At 57.5% G+C, this 24,142-nt stretch carries 19 protein-coding genes; 6 read left to right on the forward strand and 13 right to left on the reverse strand.

Annotation, left to right across the window (positions count from 1 at the left end):
* Positions 1-170 precede the first annotated feature (170 nt).
* The 7 genes from NI20_RS0107010 to NI20_RS0107040 form a co-directional block, all read right to left on the reverse strand.
* Entirely contained in the window at positions 171-1,340 is a 1,170-nt protein-coding gene (locus tag NI20_RS0107010; RefSeq protein ID WP_242842946.1) for a recombinase family protein, read from the reverse strand.
* Positions 1,341-1,647: 307 nt separating this feature from the next.
* Complete coding sequence (locus tag NI20_RS0107015; RefSeq protein ID WP_033120703.1) at positions 1,648-2,913, reverse strand: protease inhibitor I42 family protein; 1,266 nt, start codon at positions 2,911-2,913, stop codon at positions 1,648-1,650.
* 32 nt (positions 2,914-2,945) lie between these two features.
* Positions 2,946-4,076, reverse strand: coding sequence for a hypothetical protein (locus tag NI20_RS14140; RefSeq protein WP_156108575.1), 1,131 nt, complete (start codon positions 4,074-4,076; stop codon positions 2,946-2,948).
* Positions 4,073-4,675, reverse strand: a complete 603-nt coding sequence (locus tag NI20_RS0107025) for an RNA polymerase sigma factor (protein ID WP_052084494.1) — start codon at positions 4,673-4,675, stop codon at positions 4,073-4,075. Before NI20_RS0107025 ends, NI20_RS14140 begins: the two co-directional genes overlap by 4 nt.
* A 287-nt stretch (positions 4,676-4,962) precedes the next feature.
* Positions 4,963-5,175: a helix-turn-helix transcriptional regulator gene (locus NI20_RS0107030; RefSeq protein WP_033120704.1), complete on the reverse strand. Its 213-nt coding sequence runs from the start codon at positions 5,173-5,175 to the stop codon at positions 4,963-4,965.
* Between the two features lie 11 nt (positions 5,176-5,186).
* Positions 5,187-5,948 (reverse strand): DUF2975 domain-containing protein, encoded by a 762-nt coding sequence (locus NI20_RS0107035; RefSeq protein WP_033120705.1) that lies wholly within the window; start codon positions 5,946-5,948, stop codon positions 5,187-5,189.
* A gap of 244 nt (positions 5,949-6,192) precedes the next feature.
* Positions 6,193-6,429 (reverse strand): hypothetical protein, encoded by a 237-nt coding sequence (locus tag NI20_RS0107040; protein WP_033120706.1) that lies wholly within the window; start codon positions 6,427-6,429, stop codon positions 6,193-6,195.
* A gap of 208 nt (positions 6,430-6,637) precedes the next feature.
* Here NI20_RS0107040 and NI20_RS0107045 point away from each other — a divergent pair, with 208 nt between their 5' ends.
* The gene (locus NI20_RS0107045) at positions 6,638-7,858 is read left to right on the forward strand and encodes a helix-turn-helix domain-containing protein (RefSeq protein WP_369699407.1); all 1,221 of its coding nucleotides are present in this window, start codon (positions 6,638-6,640) and stop codon (positions 7,856-7,858) included.
* A gap of 915 nt (positions 7,859-8,773) precedes the next feature.
* A complete protein-coding gene (gap, locus tag NI20_RS0107055) occupies positions 8,774-9,790 on the forward strand; it encodes a type I glyceraldehyde-3-phosphate dehydrogenase (RefSeq protein ID WP_033120709.1) in 1,017 nt (338 codons plus the stop codon).
* Positions 9,791-10,022: 232 nt separating this feature from the next.
* Here the strand turns inward: gap and NI20_RS0107060 are convergent, their stop codons facing one another.
* The 6 genes from NI20_RS0107060 to prfB all read right to left on the reverse strand — a co-directional run bounded on the left by NI20_RS0107060 (position 10,023) and on the right by prfB (position 15,957).
* Positions 10,023-11,156, reverse strand: a complete 1,134-nt coding sequence (locus NI20_RS0107060) for an AAA family ATPase (protein ID WP_081958414.1) — start codon at positions 11,154-11,156, stop codon at positions 10,023-10,025.
* Positions 11,149-11,682: a Gx transporter family protein gene (locus NI20_RS0107065; RefSeq protein ID WP_033120710.1), complete on the reverse strand. Its 534-nt coding sequence runs from the start codon at positions 11,680-11,682 to the stop codon at positions 11,149-11,151. Before NI20_RS0107065 ends, NI20_RS0107060 begins: the two co-directional genes overlap by 8 nt.
* 4 nt (positions 11,683-11,686) lie before the next feature.
* A complete protein-coding gene (locus NI20_RS0107070; protein ID WP_033120711.1) occupies positions 11,687-12,076 on the reverse strand; it encodes a NusG domain II-containing protein in 390 nt (129 codons plus the stop codon).
* A complete protein-coding gene (locus tag NI20_RS0107075; RefSeq protein WP_033120712.1) occupies positions 12,060-13,112 on the reverse strand; it encodes an FAD:protein FMN transferase in 1,053 nt (350 codons plus the stop codon). Before NI20_RS0107075 ends, NI20_RS0107070 begins: the two co-directional genes overlap by 17 nt.
* Before the next feature lie 174 nt (positions 13,113-13,286).
* The gene (locus NI20_RS0107080) at positions 13,287-14,642 is read right to left on the reverse strand and encodes an MATE family efflux transporter (protein ID WP_033120713.1); all 1,356 of its coding nucleotides are present in this window, start codon (positions 14,640-14,642) and stop codon (positions 13,287-13,289) included.
* Between the two features lie 196 nt (positions 14,643-14,838).
* The gene (gene prfB / locus NI20_RS0107085; protein ID WP_033120722.1) at positions 14,839-15,957 is read right to left on the reverse strand and encodes a peptide chain release factor 2; all 1,119 of its coding nucleotides are present in this window, start codon (positions 15,955-15,957) and stop codon (positions 14,839-14,841) included.
* Between the two features lie 464 nt (positions 15,958-16,421).
* On the opposite strand from prfB, the gene NI20_RS0107090 reads away from it, so the two are divergent.
* The 4 genes from NI20_RS0107090 (at position 16,422) to mnmG (ending at position 23,834) form a co-directional block, all read left to right on the forward strand.
* Positions 16,422-17,126, forward strand: a complete 705-nt coding sequence (locus NI20_RS0107090; protein WP_033120714.1) for an ABC transporter ATP-binding protein — start codon at positions 16,422-16,424, stop codon at positions 17,124-17,126.
* 31 nt (positions 17,127-17,157) lie between these two features.
* Positions 17,158-20,799, forward strand: coding sequence for an FtsX-like permease family protein (locus tag NI20_RS0107095; RefSeq protein WP_033120715.1), 3,642 nt, complete (start codon positions 17,158-17,160; stop codon positions 20,797-20,799).
* A gap of 280 nt (positions 20,800-21,079) precedes the next feature.
* A complete protein-coding gene (locus NI20_RS0107100; protein WP_033120716.1) occupies positions 21,080-21,952 on the forward strand; it encodes a metallophosphoesterase in 873 nt (290 codons plus the stop codon).
* Between the two features lie 4 nt (positions 21,953-21,956).
* Positions 21,957-23,834, forward strand: coding sequence for a tRNA uridine-5-carboxymethylaminomethyl(34) synthesis enzyme MnmG (gene mnmG, locus NI20_RS0107105; RefSeq protein WP_033120717.1), 1,878 nt, complete (start codon positions 21,957-21,959; stop codon positions 23,832-23,834).
* Positions 23,835-24,142: the final 308 nt, after the last annotated feature.

The following is a 24,142-nucleotide window of genomic DNA, read 5'->3' on the forward strand; positions in this document are numbered from 1 at the left end:
CTTGCCGCCTGCTCTTCACAGACAGCAAGCCCTTTCGGCTGCTTGAACAATTTTTACTTCAGAATATTGTCTAACTTTTTGGGGTCACTTCATAGCCGGGTGGTCGTAAAACAGTAAACTCAAAAAATGGTGAAAACCTTGAGTTTTCAAGGGGTGCGGCGTGACTTCGGTCACGCCGTTTCCTCTTTCATCAGCTCATTCAGCGGGATGAAGCCCAGCCCTTCGTACTTGATGTGGATGTGCTGCACACGCTTTCCGCTGGATTTGTCCGGCGCGTCCACATAGATAGCTGACACCAGCTCCCGCAGAGCGTAGCCGTCCAGCTCGTCGATTCCCACATACCTGTGCGCCGTCTGAATGAACTTTTCAATGTTTTCGTTCTGTCGTTCCTGTACTTCAATTTCCTGCCGCAAGGTGATGCACTCGGCCTCCAACTGCTTCTGCTCCGTTTCATAGGTCAGGCTCAGCATATCGAAGCGTTCATCACTCAGCCGCCCGCTGGCGTTGTCCTCGTAAATCCTGATAAACAGGCGTTTCAACTCAGCGATGCGGTTTTCGTTTCGTTCCAGCTGCTTTCTGCGGATGCGGATCTGCTCGCTGCTTTCCAGCCGGAGTTGTTCCTCCATCACTGCACGGAAATGTGCCTCATGCCGCAGAATATAGCCCGTCACAGCCTGAATGTGTTTCAGAACCACACGCTCCAAAACCTTGACCCGAATGAAGTGTCCCTTGCACTTCTCCTTGTCCTTGCGGTGCAGCGAACAATCAAAGAAGTCCTGTGCCGGATCGCCGTTGTTGGATGAGCCATAGTTCATTTTGGAACCGCAGTCGGAGCAGTACACCAGCCCGGAAAAGATGCTGCTTCGGCCTGTGCGGGTCATTCGGTGCCGCTGCTGCCGGATTTCCTGCACCTTCTCAAACACAGCATCCTCAATGATACGCTCGTGGGTGTTTGGAAAGATGGCCTGTTTCTCAATGGGCGTTTCCCGCTGCTTTTTGTCCCAGATGGAGTTGGTATAGGTCTTGAAGTTCACCGTACAGCCTGTGTACTCCCGGCGTTCCAGAATCGCCACAATGGTACTGCTGTGCCAGTCGTAGGGGTCCTCCGGTTTCTTGTTTGGGGTCTTGATTCCCTGCAAGGCTCTGTATGCGCTGGGCGTCAGCACCTTGTCCGCTTTCAGTTGGTTGGCGATCTGCTTGGGACCCCGCCCCTCCATGCACATAGAGAAAATACGCTTCACCACATCGGCGGACACCGGGTCAACCACCCAGCGGCGGGGATTCTCCGGGTCTTTCACATAGCCATAGGGCACATTGGTGGTCAGGGGTAAGCAGCGCAAGGGAGGCACTCCCTTGTTCGGAACGAAGTGACGCAAAACAGCCCAGACTTCAATTGTCCGGGCTGTTCGCTCCGCAGGACGCACAATACAGGGTTTACCCTGTATAGAAGTGCGCCATTAGCAATGGAGAAATCGACCGCTACTTATCGTCGTCTGCACCGATGCGGGCTTAATATCCGAAGTGACAAGAATTGTCCATCTATTCCACTGCTCGTGTGTTTGATTTATAGTGATCTTCCTATGCCGTTTACGGCGTTAGATTTTCGAAATCTGTTTGTGTTCAATCACAGAAGAATCTCTTAAATGCTTATTTCGCAGGATCTATCGTGACATAGACAGTCAGCTTATTCTGCCCCACATCGATCCAATCCATGGGCTGGGTACAATCATAATCGTAGTACAGCTGATAGCCCTCCATGGCGTCAAATTCCACCTCCGTGGACTTATCCACATGGAAAGCCTGTTCCTCGGAATTCTCTTTTCCGGGATTGATGATCACGTTCAGATAGCAGGCGTCCTCCGGGAACAGAATATTCATAGCCGCCTGCTCCTCCATGAGCCGGGGTTCATCGTAGAGAATATTGCTGCGGGTCACGGAGACTACGCTGCCGTCCTCTGCACTATGCTCCGTCACCTCCATGCCGGTGATTAGGCCGGTCGCATCGTCGATAAAGTAAATGACCTCGCTGTTGATTCCTGTCAGACCATTCTGCCTGGCGGCGGTCAGGGTGGTGGTTCCATACTCCGTGCTGTCAGCCTTGTCCGCCACGGTCTCATAGTCATATAGCTGACGCGCCAGCCAGCGGTCAGACACCATGGCTTCATACTCAGACGCCGGGCACAGCGTCATCGTTTTCAGACCGTCTTTTTCGCAGGTATACAGGGCACCGGGAACGTCATCGTTGATGTATCCCGCCTCGCAGTATACGACCTGGTCAGCATCATCGTACTGTTCGTAGTCATACCACAGGCGGCCATCGGAACTGACGAATTGACTGACAGTCTTATTCTGCCAGTTGTTCTCCCCGTCCCAGGTCTCGGAGACGCAGGTCACCGCGCTGTGTTCCTTCATAATCATGGGGATGCTGTTGCTGTTTCGAAGGTCTGTGATCTCCGGATCATCCTGTCCACTGATGGGCATAACGGAAGCGTTGGAGACGTCGGCTACTTTTCCATCCTTGCAGGTAACATTCAGCGCCCGGATTTCCTCCAGCGCATCATCCCTGGCATAGGTGAAAGACACAACTGTCTCGCCGTCTCCCAGCGCCCGGAAGCTGGCAACAAAGGTGCCGTCATTGTCCTCCTGCGTGAGCAGTTCCAACAGGGTGGTGTCGTCGATGGTAAAGTTCCAAATGAATCCTTCCTTTTCGGCGGGAAGGCGGATGGTCAGAATGCCTGCTTCCTGATCAATTTCATACCAGGTGTCGGATGTTTGTTCTTCCAAGGAGCTTCCGTCAGCTTTTCCTTCACTGGTGTTCTGTCGGCCGCACCCGGCCAGCAGCCCTGTCACGCAGGCGAGAGACAGGATCAGGGCAAGTATCTTTTTTGCGTTGTATTTTTCTTTCTGAATCATATCATGTTACCTCGATTCTATATGTCGATCCATCAGGGAATCCAATAGCGGATGATCTGCACCACCTGCTCCTGCCGGACAGTGATGACCGTGTTGTAGCAGTTGAAGGGCGTTTCGCTGGCCTGAATAGCCGCAGGGACGTCCTCGTACTCATAAACCAGGCCATCAGGTTCCTGTTCCAGGTCGGCGTGGTCCTCAAAGGTGCAGTCAGTGGATACGGGCAGGGTGATCGTTCCCAGATCATAGTAGATCGGATGGTCATCCATTGCGTAGGTGCGGTACAGACCGTCATCCTCAATCAGCTCTACGCCGCCGCTTTCGATGCCGCCGTTGATGATGACGGTGCCGTTATCCCGCCGGATGCTCTCAACGGTCACCGGCTTCCGACAGACCTGGATCTGGTCGCCTTCTTTCAAATCCTGAATATCTTCCAGTTCATAGCGGTCATAGTCATAGATCTCCGCGGTCAGGGAATACCCATCCCCGGTTTTGACAAGGTCCGCTGCCGTGAAGTCCACAGAGTATCCGCCGTCGGCAAAGGCGTCCTCCACACTTTCCATCGGATACAGCGGCATGACGTACCCCAGCTTCTCCACAATGGTTTGGGCAGTGTCCAGCAGCATCTGGGCATCGCTGCCACCGACAACACACCACTGCGTCTCGGCCTCCGGAGCATACCAGCCCACCCAGGCCGCATCCTCGGACTTGCGCAGCTGGACGGAAACATCTTCGCCGCTCCAGTCCAGGCTCTCCGTCCAGTCAGCATAAATACCGGAGATGTCCTGGGGCTGCTCTGCCTTTAAGGCACGACAGTAGTACGACTGTCCGCCCTGTTCAAAATTGACTTCGGCCATTTGCTTGTCGCTTTCCCCTGTGTCGATCAGGTAGTAAGAGGTGCCGGAGGCACTTTCCGGCAGGGGGATGGAGTACCCCAGCCGCTGAAACTCAGCTGCGCTGGATTCGTGCATGGGGTTTGCGATCATGCCCGGTTGGTCAGTGCCTCGGTGGGACAGGGTGATGGCAGTTACAGCTACTGCAAGACAGGCGGCAATCGCCCCGGCTCTGTACAGCCAGGACCGTCTCTTTTTCATAGGCTGCTGAGCTTCCTCCAGCAGATCATCGTCCACGGCGTTCATCCATTTTTGAAAACGAGTTTGATTCATAGGCTGATCCTTTCTTGTTCCAGTTCCGTGCGCAGCCGTTCCCGCGTGCGGAACAAGGATGTCTTAACCTTTGCTTCGCTGACACAGCATTCTTCCGCGATCTCCCGGATGCTCTCTCCATACCAGTAGCGGCGCAAAAAGAACACGCGGGCCTCAGCGCTCTGACGGCGCAGGAAGCCGTTCAGCACCCGGCGCAGCTCTGATGCATCCAGTTCTGTGTCCGGATCGCCCTGCCCGGTAGCGATCCAAGGTTCCAATTCCTCAAAAGCGTCGGTGAGGGCTGTACTGCGTTGGGCAGCAGTATTGTAGTTATAACGGTCCAATGCCAGATTCCGGGTGATGCGGGCCAGATAGGCCCGCAGAGAGCGGGGGCGTTCCGGCGGGATGGCATTCCAGACACGAAGGTAGGTGTCACTGACACACTCTTCCGTGTCCCTGGGGTCAGTCAGGAGCCGCTGGGCCACACTGCGGCACAGCGCACCATATTTCTTCTGGGTCTGGGTAATGGCTTCCTCACACCGCTGAAAGAACAACTGAATGATCTGCTGGTCTCCCATGGTGGCTGAAAGTTGAGCTTTCTTTGTTTCGATTTGTTCCATAGTGTTTCCCCCGGTACTTGAAGCGGCTTCATCCTATTAGACGGCACCATATCCGTTTTCGTTTCAGAAGTCAAGTGGAATATTTTTGGGCTATTCCAAGTTTAATGTAAGATTATAGATGATCAGAATAAATTTCCTGTAAGGCGGGCACCTTACAGGAAATTTCCGCTTTATCGTTTTTCCGCTTGTTATGTTTCAGTTCTTACAAAGAGATCCTTGAGGATTTGCTCCGGCGCCATGGTCATCGTTTGCCCTTTTCATCGGTATATGCTTCATCCACGTTCATTTTATTCTTCAGGGCTGTATTCCAATATGTCACCCGGCTGACATTGCAGCACGTCACATATCGCAGCCAATGTAGAAAACCGGATGGCGCTGATATGCCCGTTCTTCATCTTGGAAAGGTTCACATTTGCAACGCCGACTTTCTCCGACAACTCATTCAGGCTCATTTTCCGGTCCGCCATTACGCGGTCCAGCCTTAAAACAATATGTCCCATTGTCCGCCCCCTTACAGCGTTTCATCCGATTCTTTTTGGAGCTGAACCCCGTATTTGAATACAGTCACCAAACACATTGTTACGGCGAAAGCAATTAAGACGCCCCACTGAATGCTGATCCCGGTGTCTCTTCCGGCAGACAGGAACGCGGTAGACAGCGTTTCACCAATGGTGGCAAACAGCGCAACGGGAAGAAGAGAAAAACCGAATGCTCTCATCTTTGTCACAAGTTCTTCGCAGAACGGAGATTCACACTTTGCAAGCACCGCAAACAGTCTTTTCAGCATAAACAGAGCTGCGGCAGCAGAAGCAGCAAACAAAGTCGCGAAGATAAGGACTGACACCAAATTCGCCGAACGGTACTCAGCAGGCGATGACGTGGCTTCGATCACTTTTGTGTTTTCTTCGGAATGAATTTTGGCGGAAGAAAATGACTGGTTGAAAAATGAGAGTTCCATATTGAAATCCTGATCTTCAGGAGGAATAATCTTATTATTTCCACCGCTCAGCATTGCCTCGGGGCTTACGTCCCCCGCACAAGAAAAACCATCTGCAAGAATGTCCCACAGGGAATCGAAATTCTTTTCGTTGATCCTGAATTCGGCATGATTGGTAACGCGAACTGTTAGCGCATTCTTTGGAAGCGTAGACACAAAAATTGTAGCTACACAGCTCGCTGCAGCCGCTAAGATTGCTATGACCATTAAGACTGTCATTGCAATCTTGCCCACTTTGCCGAACTTGTGGAAGTTTGAAAGAGTTTTAGAATTCATAAGAACGCCTCCTACGCAAAACATAAATTATTTAACGTTTATCGTTATGTTTGCAGTATATACCGATACATATGCTTTGTCAAGAGATTTTTAATGTTTATCGTTAATTATTTTATGCTATCTTGAGACAAAAGCGGGTCATATTAGCTATCGATATACTTTATTCCGCATAGCCACAAGCTGCCTGTCCTCGTTCTGATCTTTGCTTGATACACGGATATAGCCGTAAGCAGGTCCTGCGATATTACCTCACCTCCCGGCGCTTCTGCCAGACTAAATCATAGCCCAGCACATCGGCCAGCTCCACGGCCTCAGTGTACCGCAGGGAGCCGCGCCGCAGCTTGCCGGACAGGTTGGGGACGCTGCTGCTCCAGCCGTGTTCGTCGGCCAGCAGCTCCACCACCTCCGTCATGGTCATGCCCTCCCGGGTAATGTAGGATTTCACTTCGTTGCGGCAGTTTTTTGCTTTGTTTCTGCTCATATTTGTAATCCCTTCTCCTTTTTGGATTCGCTCTGTGGTAGAATGGATGTGCTGGATGGCAACAGCCATTTGCCGCAGAGCGTTGTTTTGTTGTGGACGGCCATCCGCTGGAATTGCCGCCCGTGTATCCCTGTTCACAAGGGACACCTATCGTTTTTGCTGTTCTGCTTGCCTTTTTGTAGTTCGGTGAAAACGCACACGGAACGGCGTGCTGTGTTCGCTGCCCGGTGCATCGCTGATTGATATGGGCAACGGCACAAAAACAGCGGGTTCTTCGCTGTTTTCACATGGTTTGAAAATAGCTGTGGTTTTTTGCCGCTTTTCCCGAACTCGTTCCTGCCCGGAGGATCGCTCCCGGCGTTCCCGTCCCCGTTGGTATGCTCGCGCTTTTGCGGTCATGGCAAATACTTCGCCGGGGGACATATCCCATTCGGACAGTCATTCGATTTTCAAGGTTCAGGTGTTGTTACAGGTACAGTTTAACGAAAAAATACGCTCTTTCCCGTATATCCAAGAGGTTGGAAAAGAGCGCAAAACAGGCTGGATTTCCACGCTTAGAGACAGAAAGAAGGAGGGACATGCCATGCAGGTGAAACTCACCATACAGGAGCGATTGAAGGATTTGCGAGTGGAACGGGGCCTGACGCTGGAACAGCTTGCGGAGCAGACCGGGCTTTCCAAGTCCGCCCTCGGCAAATATGAGGCAGACGATTTCAAGGACATCAGCCCATTCAGCATTGTCACGCTGGCGAAGTTCTACGGCGTGTCCACGGACTATCTGCTGGGTATGACAGAAACGAAAAATCACCCAGACACAGAGCTGGACGCTCTGCATCTGAGTGATGATGCCATAGAAGTATTAAAGGCGGGACAGTTCAATCACCGGCTGCTGTCTGAAATGCTTTGCCACAAAGATTTTCAGCGTATGATGCTGGACGCAGAAATCTATGTGGACAGGATCGCTGATATGCGGATCAACGATATGAACGCCATGCTGGAAGCAGTACGGAAGATGGCCCTGATGAAGCAGGACGGACAGGACGATCTTGCCACCCGGACATTGGAGCTGGCCCAGGTGCGGGAGGATGACTATTTCGGTCATGTGCTTGCCGACGATCTGAAGGCGATCCTCCGTGACATTCGGGAGGAACACAGCAACGATACCACAACGGCAGACACACCCTCTATTGCAGAGGAAGTTCAGAGCCAGTTGCAGGATGCCATGAACTTTGAGTGCAGTGACGCTGAGAAACAGGCAAGGATATTCCTTACGACATTCGGCATTGACTACGACGCCATTACCAAGGAGCAATTCATCAATCTCATCGAAGTGTTAAAGTTGTCCAAACACATGAAAAGCCCAACTAACCAGCGTGGCAAGGCACTGCCATACCAGCCGCATGGAAAAGGGAAACGGAAACGCAAATAAACAGAAAAACACGCCATACTCAGCCTTTGAAGCTGAATATGGCGTGTTTTTTCGTTGACCAATCCCGTCTGACAGATGCTCATTTCGTGTTATTTGGCTAACACTGTTTTACGAACACCTGCCCTTCGCCGTCCTCTTTTTTTGAGGGGGATGCGCTCCGCTGCAGCGCACGCGCCGCAGGCGCGCACACTCCGCTCCGTGAGAAGAATAAATCGCCACGCGCATGGAAATCGGTGAAGCGCCGCCGGTGGCGGATGAAGCGAGCCGGTTTCGAGGAAGTGGCACGATTGGCGCGCCCGAAAGGGCGCGGGAATCGTAATGCCACGACGGTGAACTGCGGAGCAAGAAGAATAAATCGTCACGCGCATGTCGCGGCGATTTATGATTAAGATTATTTGCCGCCTGCGGGCGGCAAAGTCTGCGACGCCTTTTGGTGCGTGATGAGGGTCTCTGCTTCTATTTTTCATTTTTGGCGCTGTTTTGCGCCGGAGGCGCAAAATGCGCGGCGGGGGTGCGTTAGCTGTTTTGCGCGGAGCGCAAAATGCGCTTGGGGGGACGGGCTGTTTCAAGCCGGAGGCTCGAAATGCGCCTTTGCTGAATCTATATTGGGATAGGGCGGCTCTCTTTTCGGAGGGCCGTCTTTTTTGCAGGATGGCTGTCATTTCAGGATTTCTGACTGCGGTTTTCTGCATGAAAGGATGCTTTGAATGTTTCAAATGTATGGAATATTTGGCGGAGTTAAACAAATGTTTTCTACCGTTTTTAGATATTTTACACATATTTGCACAGGAAAGTTCAGTCACCTTTTTTCTGTAAAGGGGAAGACAAAAAAATACTCCATGATATAATGATTCTGCAATGACGGGGCGCGAGCCCTGAACAATACGATCACAACTTTCGTGGAGGATTATCATTATGGCTATCAAAGTGGGCATCAACGGCTTCGGCCGCATCGGCCGTGTCGTGCTGCGCATTATGTCTGAGCGTCCGGAGCAGTTTGACATCTGCGGCATCAACCTGCGCAAGGCAGACCTCGACTATATGGTCTATCTCGTCAAGTACGACTCCGTGTTCCGCCAGTTCAACGGCACGGTCGAGCACGATGAGGAAAACCTCATCCTGAACGGTCACAAGATCCACATCTTCAGCGAGTCCGACGCTTCTCAGATCAACTGGGCCAGCTGCGGTGCGGAGTACATCGTCGAGTCCACCGGCGTTTACAACACCACCGAGAAGGCCTCCGCCCACTTTGCCGGCGGCGCGAAGAAGGTCATCCTGACCGCGCCCGCCAAGGACGATGTGACCCCCACGTTCGTCATGGGCGTCAACCATGAGCTGCTGCGCCCCGATATGAAGGTCGTCTCCAACGCCTCCTGCACCACCAACTGCTTAGCGCCCCTTGCCAAGGTCATCAACGACACATTCGGCATCGAACAGGCGCTCATGTCCACGATCCACGCCTCCACGTCCAAGCAGAAGACGGTCGACGGCCGCGGCGGCAGCGACTGGCGCACGGGCCGCTCGGTCTTCAACAACATCATTGCGTCCTCCACGGGTGCTGCCAAGGCCGTCGGCAAGGTCATCCCCGAGCTCAAGGGCAAGATGACCGGCATGAGCTTCCGCGTGCCCACGGCGGACGTCTCCGTCGTCGACCTGACCGCGCGCCTCAAAAAGCCCGCCACCTATGCCGAGATCTGCGACGCCATCCACGCCGCGAGCGAAGGCTCCCTCAAGGGCATCCTCGCCTACACGCGCGACCAGATCGTCTCGCAGGACCTCGTCGGCAACCCGCACCCGAGCGTCTTCGACGAGACTGCCGGCATCATGCTCGACGACAACTTCGTCAAGCTAATCTCCTGGTACGACAATGAGTGGGGTTACTCCAACATGGTCGTGCGTCTGGTGGAGCACATGGCCAACATCGACAAATAAAAAGGAAAGGGATGCAGAGCATCCCTTTCCTTTTTATTTGAAGAGCTGCACTTCGCTTCGTGCCTTGCCGCCCGCAAGGCGGCTGCGACACGCGCGAAGCGAGAAGAATAAATCGCCACGCACACGCCCCAGGGCGGCTTCTCTTGCCGCTCTGCGGCAATTCACCTTCTGTCGCGGCGATTTATGATTAAGATTATTTGCGCCGTGCGCGGCGCAAACTCTGCGAGGCTTTTTAATCTTTTTCGTCCTTCGGTGCTTCTGCGCCGGAGGGCGTTTCTTTTTCCTTGGTCTCTGCTGCTTTTGCTTCGAGCTCGGCGACGGTCGTGTCGTCTTCCATGCCGCGGGCGTGGAGAACGTCGTCGCGGGTGAGGGTCATCAAATCATCCTTTGTAAAGCTCTCCATCTTCGCGAGGCGGTTGGCCTGCGCGGTCAAGATCTGCTCGAAGAGGTTGCGCACGCCGCGCGCGTTGCCGAACGTCACACCGTCGGCGTTCTCATCGTAGATGAAGTCCTTGACGTCCTGCTCGGCGTCGGGAGAGAGGGTGTACTGCGACTTGCGGCACTGCATTTTGAAAATCTCGAGCATCTCGTCGAGCGTGTAGTCGTCAAAGTGCAGGTAGCGGTTGAAGCGGGACTCAAGGCCGGGGTTCGATTGGATGAACTTTTCCATCAAGCCATCGTAGCCCGCGACGATCACGACGAGATCGTCGCGGTGATCCTCCATCGCCTTGAGCAGCGTGTCGATGGCCTCCTGACCGAAGTCGTTGTCGCCCTTGCCGTTGAGTGCGTAGGCCTCGTCGATAAACAGCACGCCGCCGAGCGCCTTTTCGATGACCTTGCTCGTCTTGATGGCCGTCTGACCGACGTAGCCCGCGACGAGCCCGCTGCGGTCGACCTCGACAAGTTGCCCCTTCGAGAGTATGCCGAGCGAGCGATAGATGCGCGCCATCAGGCGCGCGATCATCGTCTTGCCCGTGCCGGGATTGCCGGTAAAGACCATGTGGAGCGAAAAGTCCGCGTTGGGAAGCCCCATCTCCTCGCGCCGCTTGAAGACGGTCGCCATGTTGATGAGGTTATTCACCTCGCGCTTGACCTCGCCGAGGCCGACATAGCCGTCCAGCTCCGCCTTGAGATCCTCGATCTTCTCCGGCGGGGGAAGCGGCGCTTCCTCCTCTTTCTTCTCGTCCGCACCGGTGGAGGCGGCGGTCTTCTCGGGCTTCGCGCCCTTTTCGGGCGCGGTAGATTTCGGCGTGTCCTGCACCGGCGGCGCACCCCAGAAGTCGCTGCCCATGCGATTGAGACTGTTCTGCGTCATCGTGCGGATGACGTCGAGCTGCTGGAGGATGATCTCGTCCTTTTTATCCATGGTGATTCTCTCCCTTCATCCCGTAGGGCGTGTGCGCCATCGCGCGGAACAGACACGCCGTAATGAGGCCGCTGAGCGCGCCCGTGAAGAGCGACACCAGCAGCAGAAACGGCAGATAATAGAGCGGCGCGCCTGAGCCGAGCGTCAGCATCGCGGCGCAGACCTGGCCTATGTTGTGCGCCGCCGCGCCCGCGATCGAGACGCCGAAAATGCTGAGCTTTTTCGCCCCGCTCAAAAGCGCCATCACCAAAAGCGCCGACAGGGCGCCGAGCAGCGAGAATAAAAGCGCCGAGGCGTTGCCCGCGAACAGCGCGCCGAGCGTGCAGCGCACGAGCAATATGGAGAGCGCACTCGGAAAGCCGAGGGCGTAGAGCGCATAGAGCGTGACGATATTGGCAAGCCCGAGCTTCACGCCCGGCAGCGGCACAATGAGCGCCAGCGGAAAAAACGACTCCATGTAGGACAGCGCGAGCGCAAGCGCTGCGAGCACCGCGCAGAGCGTCAGCTCTCTTGTTTTGATCTTCATGCGCTCACCCCGCGATCAGGTCATAGTCGGACGCCGCGCCCTCCAGCGTGACCGCCACGCGGGCGGGAAGGCAGACGATGCTCTGCCCCACGCGCGAGATCGCGCCCGAGTGCACGCAGTCCTGATTCGGGCAGTCGCTCGAAGCGACGTACACCGCGCCGTCCGTTTCTTCCACGGTAAGCGTGTAGCCGCGGCTTTCGTAAACGCCGCCCTCGTAGCTGCTGAGCGCGCAGCGCTCAACGGTCTCGCCGTCAATGCTGACGCTGACCGTCAGCTCGCCCGCCGTCTTCGCGGCGAAAAGCGGGCGCGCAGCAAGAAGTCCCGCCAGCGCCAGCACCGCGAGCACCACGAGCGCATCCCAGAGCGTCGGCTTGAGCTTAGGCGAGCGATTCATAGGTGTACCCGCTTTCCTCGTTTGGTGTAAAGGCGGCGGCAAGACCGCCGGTATAGAGCACGCGCCCGTCGTCGGTGACGAAAATAAGCTCGAAATTCGTCCCCTGCGCGGCAAGGTCGTCGCGCAGCGCGAGCGCGCCGTCCGCGCCGAGGACGAAGCACGCCGTCGAAAGCGCGTCCGCCCATGCGCCGTTTTTGCACATGACCGTGACGCTGACGAGCCCGCTTTCCGCAGGGCTGCCGGTCTTGGGGTCGAGAATGTGATGGTAGCGCACGCCGTTTTCCTCAAAATAGCGCTCGTACACGCCGGAGGTCACGATGAACGCATCCGACGCGGACACGATGCCAAGATAGCTTTCCGTATCGCCGGGGTCCTTGACGGCGATGCGCCAGTCGCTGCCGTCGCTCTTTTTCCCCATGACGAACACATCGCCGCCGAGGTCGAGCGTCGCCGAGGTGACGCCCTCTTTTTCAAGCTGCGCGCGCAGAAGATCCGCCGCGTAGCCCTTGGCGATGCCGCCGAGGTCAAGCTGCGCGCCGTCTGACAGCGCGACCGAATAGCCGTCCGCCGTCTCTTCAAGCGCGACCTTATCCCGCCCCGTATGGGCGAGCAGCGCCGCCAGCTCATCCGCGGACGGCACGCGGCGTAAGTCCTTCGTAAAGCCCCAGGCGTCGAGCACGGGGGCAAGCGTCGGGTCAAACGCGCCGTCCGTCGCCTCCGAGATGGCGAGCGCCGTTTCGATCAGCGCGGGTAAGATATCATCCGCGCCGCATTCGACCGTCTCACCGTTCGATGCGTTGAGCGCATAGAGCTCACTGCCCTCCGCCGTGCGCGAGAGGACGGCTTCGTCCAACGTGTGCAGTTCCTTTTCCGCGCTCTCCAGCGCGGCAGCGGCGTTCTCGCCGTAAACCGTCAGGTTCATCACCGTGTCCATCGCGTACACCGTGCGCGTCTCGCTCTCGGCAGCCGTTTCGCCGCAGGCAGTGAGGGACAGGGCAAAAATCGTCAGCAGCAGCGCTGCAAGTTGTCTTTTCATAGGTTCTCCTGCGAAAACAATTTATCAAGCGTAGCTTATCAAATGTATTTTACCCGCGTCTGTGCGGTCTGTCAAAAGAAAAAATTCGAACCGCCGTGTGGAACGTCTATAAAAGGGGAGAGCCTCTTCTATAATAAGAGACTCTCCCCGATCTGCGTCTGCGCGCAGGCAAAATTATTTTCTCTCGAGCGAGGCGCGGTACGTGAGCCGCAGGAACGTGGCGTTCAGGATGACGCTCACGACTTCCGCGATCGGGAAGGCAAGCCACACAAGCTCGAGCCGCCCCGTGAGCGAGAGCAGATACGCCGCCGGCAGCAGCACTACGATCTGGCGGCAGACGGAATTTATGAGCGCGTAGATGGGCTTGCCGAGCGCCTGACACGCGCTGCCCGCGATGATGCTGAAGCCCGCGAGCGGGAAATGTACGCCGATGATGCGCAGAGCGACCCTGCCGATGGAGAGCATTTCGTCCGTCGGCGAGAACATCCCCAGCAGCGTTTCGGGGATGAGCTCGAAGAGCGCGCAGCCGACGCACATAATGCCGATGGCCGTGAAGACTGTCAGGCGGACGGTCTTACGCACGCGGTCGAATTTCTGCGCGCCGAAGTTGTACGACACGATGGGCACCATCGCGTTGTTGAGGCCGAAGCACGGCATGAAGATGAAGCTCTGGAGCTTGAAGTAAGCACCGAACACCGCGGTCGCCGCCTCGGTGAACGAGATGAGAATTTTGTTCATGCCGAACGTCATCACCGAGCCGATGGACTGCATGATGATCGACGGAATGCCGATGGCGTAGATGTCCGCCACCGTCGCGCGGTGGGGACGGATGTCCTTGAGGTGGATCTGCACCTCGGGATTTTTCTTGAGGTTCAGGAAAAGGCCGAGGCCCGCGCCGACGAACTGGCCGACGATCGTGGCGACCGCCGCGCCCGCGACCTCCATGCGGGGAAAGCCCAGAAGGCCGAAAATCAAAATCGGGTCGAGCACGATGTTGCACACCGCGCCCGCGATCTGCGAGATCATCGAAAGGTCCGTCCGCCCCGTGGACTGGAGCAGGCGCTCGCCGTAAATCTGCAGGAACAGTCCGAGCGAGCCGCCGATGCAGATCATCACATAATCACGGCCGTAGGCGATGATCTGCGCATTCTCCGTCTGAAAGCGGAAAAACGGCGTGGCGAGCGAAAAGCCGAGGACAGCAAAGACGGCGGCGGTGCAGAGCGTCAGGAAAAGTCCCGTGCCCGCGGCGCGGTCGACCGCCTGCATGTTCTTTTCACCCAGCGAACGCGCGAGCAGCGCGTTCATACCGACGCCCGTGCCCACGGCGAACGCGATGCACAGCGTTTGCAGCGGGAAAGCGAGCGATACGGCGTTCATTGCGTCCTGACTGAGCCGCGCGACGAACACGCTGTCGACAATGTTGTAGAGCGCCTGAAAGAGCATCGATATCATCACGGGCCCCGCCATGTTGGCCAGCAGCTTGCCGATGGGCATCGTGCCCATCTTGTTTTCTCTGGTATTTTCTTCCATGTTTCCTCCCTGCTTAACTTTTTCGTTCCTACATATAAAATTCCGGCGCCGCAGCGCCGGAATCAAAGTTTGATCATTTTTTGTCGCGACCTGTGCGTGACAAAAAATACTTTACAGAGTGCAAGTGTGCGAGCAACGCGAGTGCGCGCAGCACTCTGCAAGCCCCTCTCAAAAATGTGCTTCGCACATTTTTGAATTATTTTTTCAGCTCCCCGTTCGCAGACTTGGTGAGATACGCGTTGATGAAGCCGTCGAGGTCGCCGTCCATGACGGACTGGATGTTACCGGTCTCGTAGTCGGTGCGCGTGTCCTTGACGAGCTGATAGGGCATGAAGACGTAGGAGCGGATCTGGCTGCCCCATTCGATCTTGAGCTGCACGCCCTTGATGTCGGAGATCTTCTCCGCGTGCTGCTGAATTTTGAGTTCCATGAGCTTGGATTTGAGCATCTGCATGGCGTAGTCGCGGTTCTGGAACTGCGAGCGCTGCGTCTGGCAGGCGGTGACGATGCCCGTGGGCTTGTGGATGAGTCGAACGGCAGAGCTCGTCTTGTTGACGTGCTGGCCGCCGGCGCCGGACGCGCGGTAGACCTGCATTTCAATATCCTCGGGACGAATTTCGACCTCGATATCGTCGGGCAGCTCAGGCATGACCTCGAGGGCTGCAAAGCTCGTCTGGCGGCGGGCGTTCGCGTCGAACGGGGAAACGCGCACCAAGCGGTGCACGCCGTTTTCGCCCTTCAGATAGCCGTAGGCGTTCTCACCCTTGACCATGACCGTCGCGCTCTTGAGGCCGGCCTCGTCGCCGTCGAGATAGTCGAGCATCTCGAATTCAAAGCCGTGCTTGTTCGCCCACTGCATATACATGCGGTAGAGCATCTGCGCCCAGTCCTGCGCCTCGGTGCCGCCCGCGCCGGCGTGGAACGTCAAAATCGCGTTGCAGTTGTCGTATTCGCCGGAAAGGAGCGTCGTGAGTCGCGCCTGCTCCACATCGGCTTCGAGCTTACTGTAGCCCTCTTCGAGCTCTGGCAGCAAGCTCGCGTCGTCCATCTCCGTTCCCATGTCGATCAGCGCGAGCAGATCGTCGCGCGTGGAAACGAGCTTTTCGTAGCGGTGAATTTTATTGTGCAGCTGCTTGGAGCGCATCTGGTTTTTCTGCGAGCGCTCCAGATCGTTCCAGAAGCCGTCCTCGTGCGCCTCGAGCTCGAGGCGGTTCAGCTCCTGGCGGGCCTGCTCGATCTCCAGCGCCTTGAAGAGGTTTTCAAATGTTTCGTCCATCGCAAGCAGCTTCTGCTTGTAGGAATCGTATTCGATCACAGCCATGGCGTTCTCTCTCCTTACTTTTATCCTTCATTAGCCGAAAAAGTATATCACACACACCGTGCAAAGGCAAGAAAAATCCGCCTCTCGGGACGAAAATTCCCGTGGAAGCGGCCCTTTTTCGCCTTTCCGGCGATAAAAACAAAAAAGCCACGCTTTCGCGTGGTCGATACAACGGATCTCAGCGCTCGCTGATGATCTGCTTGGTGCTGCCGAAGATCATGTCGTCAACATCCTGCTTGATGAAGTTCTCAAACATATTCGTTTCCACGCTCCTTTCCTTCATTTACTTCAGTTTGTATTATAAGCGCGGAAAAGGCAAATTTCAATCGTCAGCTCTCATGGTTTTGCCCAAAAAATTAGCGACTTTTTCATGCAAGCTGCTATATCTACACTTGCATTTCCGTTATTCTCCACTTATAATAAAATAGAAATGATATTTGAAGCGGAGGAGTCGGACTATGGCGGCTTTCGTCACATTTGAGGATGTTTCCAAGGTCTACCACAGCGGAGAGATCGAAATTCGCGCGGTGGACCACATCAGCTTTACGATCGAAAAGGGTGAATTCTGCGTCATCGTCGGCCCCTCGGGCGCGGGCAAGACGACGGTTTTGAATATGCTCGGCGGCATGGACGCCTGCTCGGGCGGCACCATCACGGTCGACGGGACGCGCGTGAGCGGCTTCAACGCCCGCCAGCTCACGACGTATCGCCGCCACGACATCGGCTTTGTCTTCCAGTTCTATAACCTCGTCGGCAACCTGACGGCGCTTGAAAACGTCGAGCTCGCGGCGCAGATCTGTAAAGACCCGCTCGACGCAGCGACGGTCTTGAACGAAGTCGGCCTGTCCGCGCGCGCGAACAACTTCCCCGGTCAGCTCTCCGGCGGCGAGCAGCAGCGCGTCGCCATCGCCCGCGCGCTGGCGAAAAATCCGAAGCTCCTGCTCTGCGACGAGCCGACCGGCGCGCTCGACTATGTGACTGGCAAGCAGATCCTCAAGCTCTTGCAGGACACCTGCCGGCAAAAGGGCGTGACGGTCGTGGTCATCACGCACAACAGCGCCATCACACCGATGGCCGACCGCGTCATCCACATCAAAAACGGCACGGTGGAGAATATGCAGTGCAATGAGCATCCGACCAGCGTGGAACTGATCGAATGGTAACGAAGAAATCAGAACGAAAGGGGGCGGCGCGATGAAAAACGCCATGCAGAAGGACTTCTGGCGCGAGATCCAGCACACGCGCAGCCGCTTTTTCTCCATTATGATCCTGGTCGCGCTATCGGTCGCGTTTCTCTCCGGTCTCAAGGCGACCGCGCCGGACATGAAGAAGACCGGTGACGACTATCTCGATTCGCTGCATCTGGCGGACATTCAGGTGCTCTCGACGCTCGGTCTGACCGATGAGGATATTGCCGCGCTGCGCGCGCAGGACAAGGTCGAGGACGCCGAGGGCGAGTACGTCATCGACGCGTTCGCCTCGTCCGATTCACTCGACGCGGTGGTCAAGGTTCTCTCCCTCACGGGCCGCGGCATCAACGAGGTGCTGCTGCGCGACGGGCGCATGCCCGAGCGCGCGGACGAGTGCGTGGTGGAGGAAAACATGCTCTCGCTGATGAACATCGCGCTTGGAGATCGCATCACCCTGACGCCGGGGGACGATCTCTCCGACGCGCTGTCCCAAAATACATATACGGTCGTCGGCACGGTGCGCTCGCCGGTGTACCTTGCGGTGGAGCGCGGCACGTCGACACTCGGCAGCGGCACGGTCAAGGCGTATCTGTACCTGCCGCGCGAGGCGTTCACGCTCGACTACTACACGGCGGCCTATGTGCGCGTCTCCGGCGCGGCGGAGATGACCGCGTTTTACAGCGACTATGACGACTATATCGACGCCGTCATCGACGAGCTCGAGCCGTTCGGCGACGCACGCTCTCAGCTGCGGCACGACGATCTTGTCGACGAGGCGACGGAAAAGCTCGACGATGCGCAGCGTGAGCTCGATGACGCGAAGGCCGAGGCCGACGAAAAGCTCGGCGACGCGCAAAAAGAACTGAGCGACGCGCGCAGGAAGCTCGACGACGGCTGGAAGGATTACTACGACGGCCAGCAGGAGCTCAAGGACGTGCGCGCGGAGCTGGACGACGCAAAAATCGAGCTCGACGACGGCGAGATGCAATACCTCAACGGCATGGAAGAGTACCAAGACGCGCTGGACGAGTACGAAAAGGGCAGGGCAGAGTATGAAGACGGCCTCGCCCAGTACGAGGACGGCGTCAAGGAGCTTGAGAGCGGCGAAAAAGAGCTTGCCGCAGGCAGGAGCAAACTGGAAAGCGGCCAGCAGCAGCTCAATTCGCTGGCCAAGACCGTGACGGACGCGCTCGCGGACGCGGGCTCGCCCTACGAGGGCGGGCCGGGGAAGCTGCTCGACGATCTCGGCCGCGGCGACAGCGCGGCCATCGCCGCGACGGACGGCGCGCTGGGCGGTATGCGCGCGCAGCTCTCGGCGGGCATCGCACGGGCGCAGGACGAGATCGACAAGATGCAGGCACAGCTCACTGAGGTCAATGGAACCCTTTCAGCGCTTGAGCAGAAGCCCACCGAGGAAATGTCGGAAGAGGAACTCGCGGCGTACCAGGCGCAGCTTGCGAAGCTGCAAGGCACAAAGCAAAAGCTCGAAGCCGGCATTGCCACCGCGCAGACGCAGAAGGCGCAGATGGAGCATCAGCTTGCCCAGCTGCAAAGCGTCAGCGCGAGCAGCATCGCCGCAAACAAGCGGGAACTGGACAATGGCTGGAGCGAGTATTACAGCGGCGCGGCCGAGCTCGACGCGGGCAGAAAAGAGCTGCTTGACGCCAAAAAGCAGCTAAACGACGCAAAAACGCAGCTCAACGACGCGCCCGCGCAGCTTGCGGACGCGAAGAAGGAGCTTTCTGACGCGCGCAAAAAGCTCGACGACGGCTGGAAGGACTACTACGACGGCGAAGCGCAGTACGCCGACGGCGTCAAGGAGCTCTCGGATGCCTACACCGAACTGACGGACGGCGAGCGCGACTACCGCAAGGGCCTTCGTGAATACGCGGACGGCAAGGCGGAGGCCGACGAGAAGATCGCCGACGCGCAGGAAAAGATCACCGACGCGCGCCGCAAGGTCGCGGATATCGACAGCTGCGAATGGTACATCTTCAGCCGCAGCTACAACCCCGGCTACACGGGCTTCGGCCAGGACGCCGACCGTATGGCGAACCTCGCGAGCGTGCTGCCGATCATCTTCTTCCTCGTCGCGGCGCTCGTGTGCCTGACGACGATGACGCGCATGGTCGAAGAACAGCGCGTGCAGATCGGCGCGCTCAAGGCGCTCGGTTACAGCCGCCTTTCGATCTCACGGAAGTACATCGGCTACGGGCTGCTGCCGAGCCTTGTCGGCGGCGTTTTGGGCCTTGTCATCGGCTATATCCTGTTCCCGAAGATGATCTTCACGGCCTATCAGATCATGTATCAGATGCCGGATATCGAGCTGCACGCCTACACGGATATTTCGCTCTTTTCCGTGCTTGCGGCGGTCGCCTGCACAACAGTCGCGACGCTCTGGGCCTGCCTTGCCACGCTGCGCGAAACGCCCGCGAGCCTGATGCGCCCCCGCACGCCGAAGGCGGGCAAGCGCGTGTTCCTTGAGTATATCAAGCCCCTGTGGAAGCGCATGTCGTTCATCCACAAGGTCACGGCGCGCAACCTCTTCCGCTATCAGAAGCGCTTCTGGATGACGGTCATCGGCATCGGCGGCTGCACGGCGCTCATCATCGCGGGCTTTGGCATGCGCTCATCGCTTCTTTTCACGATGTCGCGCCAGTATGACGAGCTGTTCCACTACTCGGCACAGGTGACGCTTGCCGACAACGCCCTGCCCGAGGAGCGCGCGGCGGTGGAGGACTTCCTTGCAGGCGACTCCCGCGTTGTGAACTACATCCCCTGTGCGGCTTCGTCCGCCACGGTGGTCACCCCCTCCTATTCAACCACCGCCTATGTCGAGGTGATGGCCTCCGACGAGATCGGCAAGGTCGTGGACCTTTTCGACTACAAGAGCGGAGATCCCATCACAATGGGCGATGAGGGCGTATACATCGACCAGAAGCTCTCCGAGCTTTTGAAGGTCTCGGTGGGCGACACCTTCTTCCTCGACGGCGACGTGCGCGGCGATGTGACGGTTGCGGGCATCTACGAGCACTATACGGGCCACTTCATCTATATGACGCCCGGCTACTATGAAAATGCGCTCCACGCCGACGGCGAGCCGAACGCCTACCTTCTGAACTTCACGAGCGACGATACCGACACCTGCAACGCCATTTTTGAAAAGCTGCTCGACATGAGCGGCGTGGCGACGACCTCGCGCATGCGCGACACGCAGGATACCTACATGCACAGCATGGAGCGCGTGGACTTCGTTGTGGTCATCATCATTCTGGCAGCGGCGGCGCTGGCGATGGTCGTGCTCTTTAACCTTTCGAACATCAACATCACTGAGCGCCAGCGCGAGCTTGCCACCATCAAGCTGCTGGGCTTTTACGACGGTGAGGTCTCGGCCTATGTGTATCGCGAAAACATCGTGCTCACGGTGTTCGGCATCCTGCTCGGCTGCTTCATGGGCCACTGGCTGCACATTTACCTCGTGCGCTCAACGGAGATCGATTTGATGATGTTCGGACGTCAGACCGCGCCGTCGGCCTACGTGTACGCGGCGATCCTGACGGCGCTGTTCTCGCTGCTTGTCAACGTGCTTGCGCACTTTAAGATGAAGAAGATCGACATGGTCGAGAGCCTCAAGAGCGCGGAATAAAATTTCTTGTTTCAAGGCAGGACAGTGTGCTACAATAAGGGGCGGCAAAAGCCGCCCCTTACTATTGTCGAAAAAGCGGCATGCCGCTTTTTCGAGGAGAATTCGCTGCGCTTCGTGCCTTGCCACCCGCAGGGCGGCTGCGACACGCGCTCCGCGCAAAGTGTTTTCTGCCACGCACGTGTCGCGGCAGAAAACGGATTTGAATTGATTGCGTGCCGTGCGCGGCACGCAACTCTGCGAGACTTTTTGGCTTATAGCCTCCTTATAGATTGGAGTTCCCATGGCGAGACAAAGAAAAAAACATCATTTCTGGCGCAACCTACTCATTTTGATCGTGCTGTTCGGCATTTACCTCTACTGGGGCAACAGCAGCATCGAGACCGACGAGGCGACATTCACCTCAGGCGCGCTGCCTGCGGGCTTTGACGGCTGCCGCATCGTGCACTTAAGCGACCTGCACGGAAAATACTTCGGCAAGGATAACGAGCGCTTATATCGCGCGGTCAAGGCCGCGCAGCCGGAGTATATCTTCGTGACGGGCGACTTAGTCGACCGCAAGACCGAAAACCCGACCATCTACGCCGGCGAGGTCGGCGCGGCGCTCTCGGCCATCGCACCGACGTATTACGTCACGGGCAACCACGAGTGGGGTCACGGCACAAAGGTCGTGGAGGAGATCAAGCGCACGCTGCGGGAGAGCGGCGTGACGGTGCTCTCGAACGAATTCGTACCGCTGCTGCGAAACGGCGACAGTATCGTCCTCGCGGGCATCGACGACCCGAACGGCTACGCCGATCAGGAGACACCGCAGGAGCTCGCGCAGGAGGTCTACGCGAAATACGGCGACCCGTTCTGGCTGCTGCTGGCGCACCGCAACAACAATTTTAACGGCTACTACTGCCGCCTCGGCGCGGATCTGACGTTCTCGGGCCACGCGCATGGCGGCATCTGGCGCCTGCCGTTTACCGACGGTCTGATCGACACGACGCTGACGCTTTTCCCCTCGTTCACGAGCGGCTTTTATCACTGCACGGACGAAAATTGCGAGGGCGCGATGGTGTTCGTCAACCGCGGGCTCGGAAACTCGCCGCGCGTCATCCCGCGCATTCTGAACAGGCCGCAGATGGCGGTCATCACACTGGAAAGGGGCTGAGGCTATGCGTGAATTTTCTGCCGGAAGCTACGATGTCGCCGTCATCGGCGCGGGCCACGCGGGCATCGAGGCATCTCTTGCCTGTGCGCGCCTCGGCATGAAAACGGTGTGCTTTACCATCAACTTAGACGCGGTGGGCAACATGCCCTGCAACCCCGCCATTGGCGGCACGGGCAAGGGCCATCTCGTGCGCGAGCTCGACGCCCTCGGCGGCGAGATGGCAAAGGCCGCGGATAAAGCCTGCATCCAGTACCGCATGCTCAACCGCGGCAAGGGCCCCGCGGTCTGGTCGCTGCGCGCGCAGGCCGACCGGCGGCGCTATCAGAGCGTGATGAAGCACACGCTCGAAACGCAGGAAAATCTGCTGCTGCGGCAGGCGGAGATCGTCGACTTACGCGTCACCGACGGTCACGTGTCCGCCGTTGTGACCGAGACAGGCGGCGTTTACGCGGTCAGGGCTGTCATCCTCTGCTCGGGCACATTTTTGGATGGCCGCACCATCGTCGGCGAATGCGTGCGCGAGAGCGGCCCCGACGGGATGCACGCCTCGCTCACGCTGGCGGACGCGCTCAAAAAGCTCGGACTGCCGCTGCGCCGTTTCAAGACCGGCACGCCGCCGCGCGTGAACGCGCGCAGCGTCGATTTTTCTCAGATGGAGGTGCAGACGGGCGACAAAACGCCGCTGCCGTTCTCGTTTTCGACGGAACACCCGCCCGAAAATCAGGCGGTCTGCTACCTGACTTACACCACGGAGGAGACGCACCGCGTCATCCGCGAGAATCTGGATCGCAGTCCCATCTACTCCGGCATCATCGAGGGCGTCGGTCCGCGCTACTGCCCGAGTATCGAGACAAAGATCGTCCGCTTTCCCGACAAGCCCCGCCATCAGCTCTTCATCGAGCCCATGGGCCTCGATACAGAAGAACTCTACATTCAGGGCTTTTCCTCTTCCATGCCCGAGGAGGTGCAGATTGAAATGCTGCACTCGGTCAAGGGCCTTGAGCACGCGGAGATCATGCGTCCGGCCTACGCCATCGAATATGACTGCATCGACCCGACCGCGCTCTACCCGACGCTTGAATACAAGCACATTTCGGGCCTGTACGGCGCGGGACAGTTCAACGGCTCGTCGGGCTACGAGGAGGCGGCGGTGCAGGGCTTCGTCGCGGGTGTGAACGCCGCGCGCAAATTAAAGGGCGAAACGCCGTTCATTCTGGGCCGCGAGCAGGCGTACATCGGTACACTCATCGACGACCTTGTGACCAAGGGAACGAACGAGCCCTATCGCATGATGACGAGCCGCAGCGAGTACCGCCTGATCCTGCGGCAGGACAACGCCGACGAGCGCCTTGCGCCCATTGGCCATGAGCTTGGCCTTGTCAGCGATGAAACGCTGCAAAAGGTCGTGGGCAAATACGACGCGGTGCGCCGCGAGATCAAGCGCCTCGAGCACACGGGCGTAGGCGCGTCCGACGCGCTCAACGCGCTTCTGAGCGCGCGCGGCACGGCGGAGGTGCGCGACGGCAGTCCCCTCATCGCGCTGCTGCGCCGCCCGCAGCTCACCTATGACGACCTGCGCGATTTTGATGCGAGCTGCCGCGCCTTCCCGCCCGCACTCGCCGAGAGCGTGGAGATCGCCGTCAAGTACGAGGGCTACATCCGCCGCCAGATGGCGGAGGTCGCGGAGTTTGCGCGCCTGGAGCGCCGCGCCATTCCCGAGGATATCGATTACGCGAAAATCGACGGTCTCCGTCTGGAGGCGCGCGAAAAGCTCGCCGCCATTCGTCCGCAGAATCTGGGGCAGGCGGGGCGGATTTCGGGTGTGAGTCCGGCGGATGTTGCAGCTTTAATGCTCTATATTACTTCAAAAACGCGGGACTGAGTCCCGCGTTTTTGAGAGGGGATTGCAGCCCGCTGCGCGCAGAAGTTGCCCGCCTTGGCGGGCAACTTCCACACTTGCGGACTGAGAGGGGTAAATCGCCACGCACCGGTCGCGGCGATTTACGATCAAAATCATTTCGAGCCTGCGGGCTCGAAACTCTGCGAGGCTTTTAACCCTTATATACGAAAACAGGCGGTCGCTGCGTTGGCAGCGGCCGCCTGTGAAGTGACCCCAAAAAGTTAGACAATATTCTGAAGTAAAAATTGTTCAAGCAGCTGAAAGGGCTTGCTGTCTGTGAATTGCAGGCG

It is taken from the genome of Oscillibacter sp. ER4 (assembly GCF_000765235.1).
Lineage (GTDB): Bacteria > Bacillota > Clostridia > Oscillospirales > Oscillospiraceae > Hominicoprocola > Hominicoprocola fusiformis.

Bases quoted from the DNA above. Each gene is read 5' to 3' on its own strand.
- NI20_RS0107015 (WP_033120703.1), bottom strand. From the start codon at position 2,913: ATGATTCAGAAAGAAAAATACAACGCAAAAAAGATACTTGCCCTGATC.
- NI20_RS14140 (WP_156108575.1), bottom strand. From the start codon at position 4,076: ATGAATCAAACTCGTTTTCAAAAATGGATGAACGCCGTGGACGATGAT.
- NI20_RS0107025 (WP_052084494.1), bottom strand. From the start codon at position 4,675: ATGGAACAAATCGAAACAAAGAAAGCTCAACTTTCAGCCACCATGGGA.
- NI20_RS0107030 (WP_033120704.1), bottom strand. From the start codon at position 5,175: ATGGGACATATTGTTTTAAGGCTGGACCGCGTAATGGCGGACCGGAAA.
- NI20_RS0107035 (WP_033120705.1), bottom strand. From the start codon at position 5,948: ATGAATTCTAAAACTCTTTCAAACTTCCACAAGTTCGGCAAAGTGGGC.
- NI20_RS0107040 (WP_033120706.1), bottom strand. From the start codon at position 6,429: ATGAGCAGAAACAAAGCAAAAAACTGCCGCAACGAAGTGAAATCCTAC.
- gap (WP_033120709.1), top strand. From the start codon at position 8,774: ATGGCTATCAAAGTGGGCATCAACGGCTTCGGCCGCATCGGCCGTGTC.
- NI20_RS0107060 (WP_081958414.1), bottom strand. From the start codon at position 11,156: ATGGATAAAAAGGACGAGATCATCCTCCAGCAGCTCGACGTCATCCGC.
- NI20_RS0107065 (WP_033120710.1), bottom strand. From the start codon at position 11,682: ATGAAGATCAAAACAAGAGAGCTGACGCTCTGCGCGGTGCTCGCAGCG.
- NI20_RS0107070 (WP_033120711.1), bottom strand. From the start codon at position 12,076: ATGAATCGCTCGCCTAAGCTCAAGCCGACGCTCTGGGATGCGCTCGTG.
- NI20_RS0107075 (WP_033120712.1), bottom strand. From the start codon at position 13,112: ATGAAAAGACAACTTGCAGCGCTGCTGCTGACGATTTTTGCCCTGTCC.
- NI20_RS0107080 (WP_033120713.1), bottom strand. From the start codon at position 14,642: ATGGAAGAAAATACCAGAGAAAACAAGATGGGCACGATGCCCATCGGC.
- NI20_RS0107090 (WP_033120714.1), top strand. From the start codon at position 16,422: ATGGCGGCTTTCGTCACATTTGAGGATGTTTCCAAGGTCTACCACAGC.
- NI20_RS0107095 (WP_033120715.1), top strand. From the start codon at position 17,158: ATGAAAAACGCCATGCAGAAGGACTTCTGGCGCGAGATCCAGCACACG.
- NI20_RS0107100 (WP_033120716.1), top strand. From the start codon at position 21,080: ATGGCGAGACAAAGAAAAAAACATCATTTCTGGCGCAACCTACTCATT.
- mnmG (WP_033120717.1), top strand. From the start codon at position 21,957: ATGCGTGAATTTTCTGCCGGAAGCTACGATGTCGCCGTCATCGGCGCG.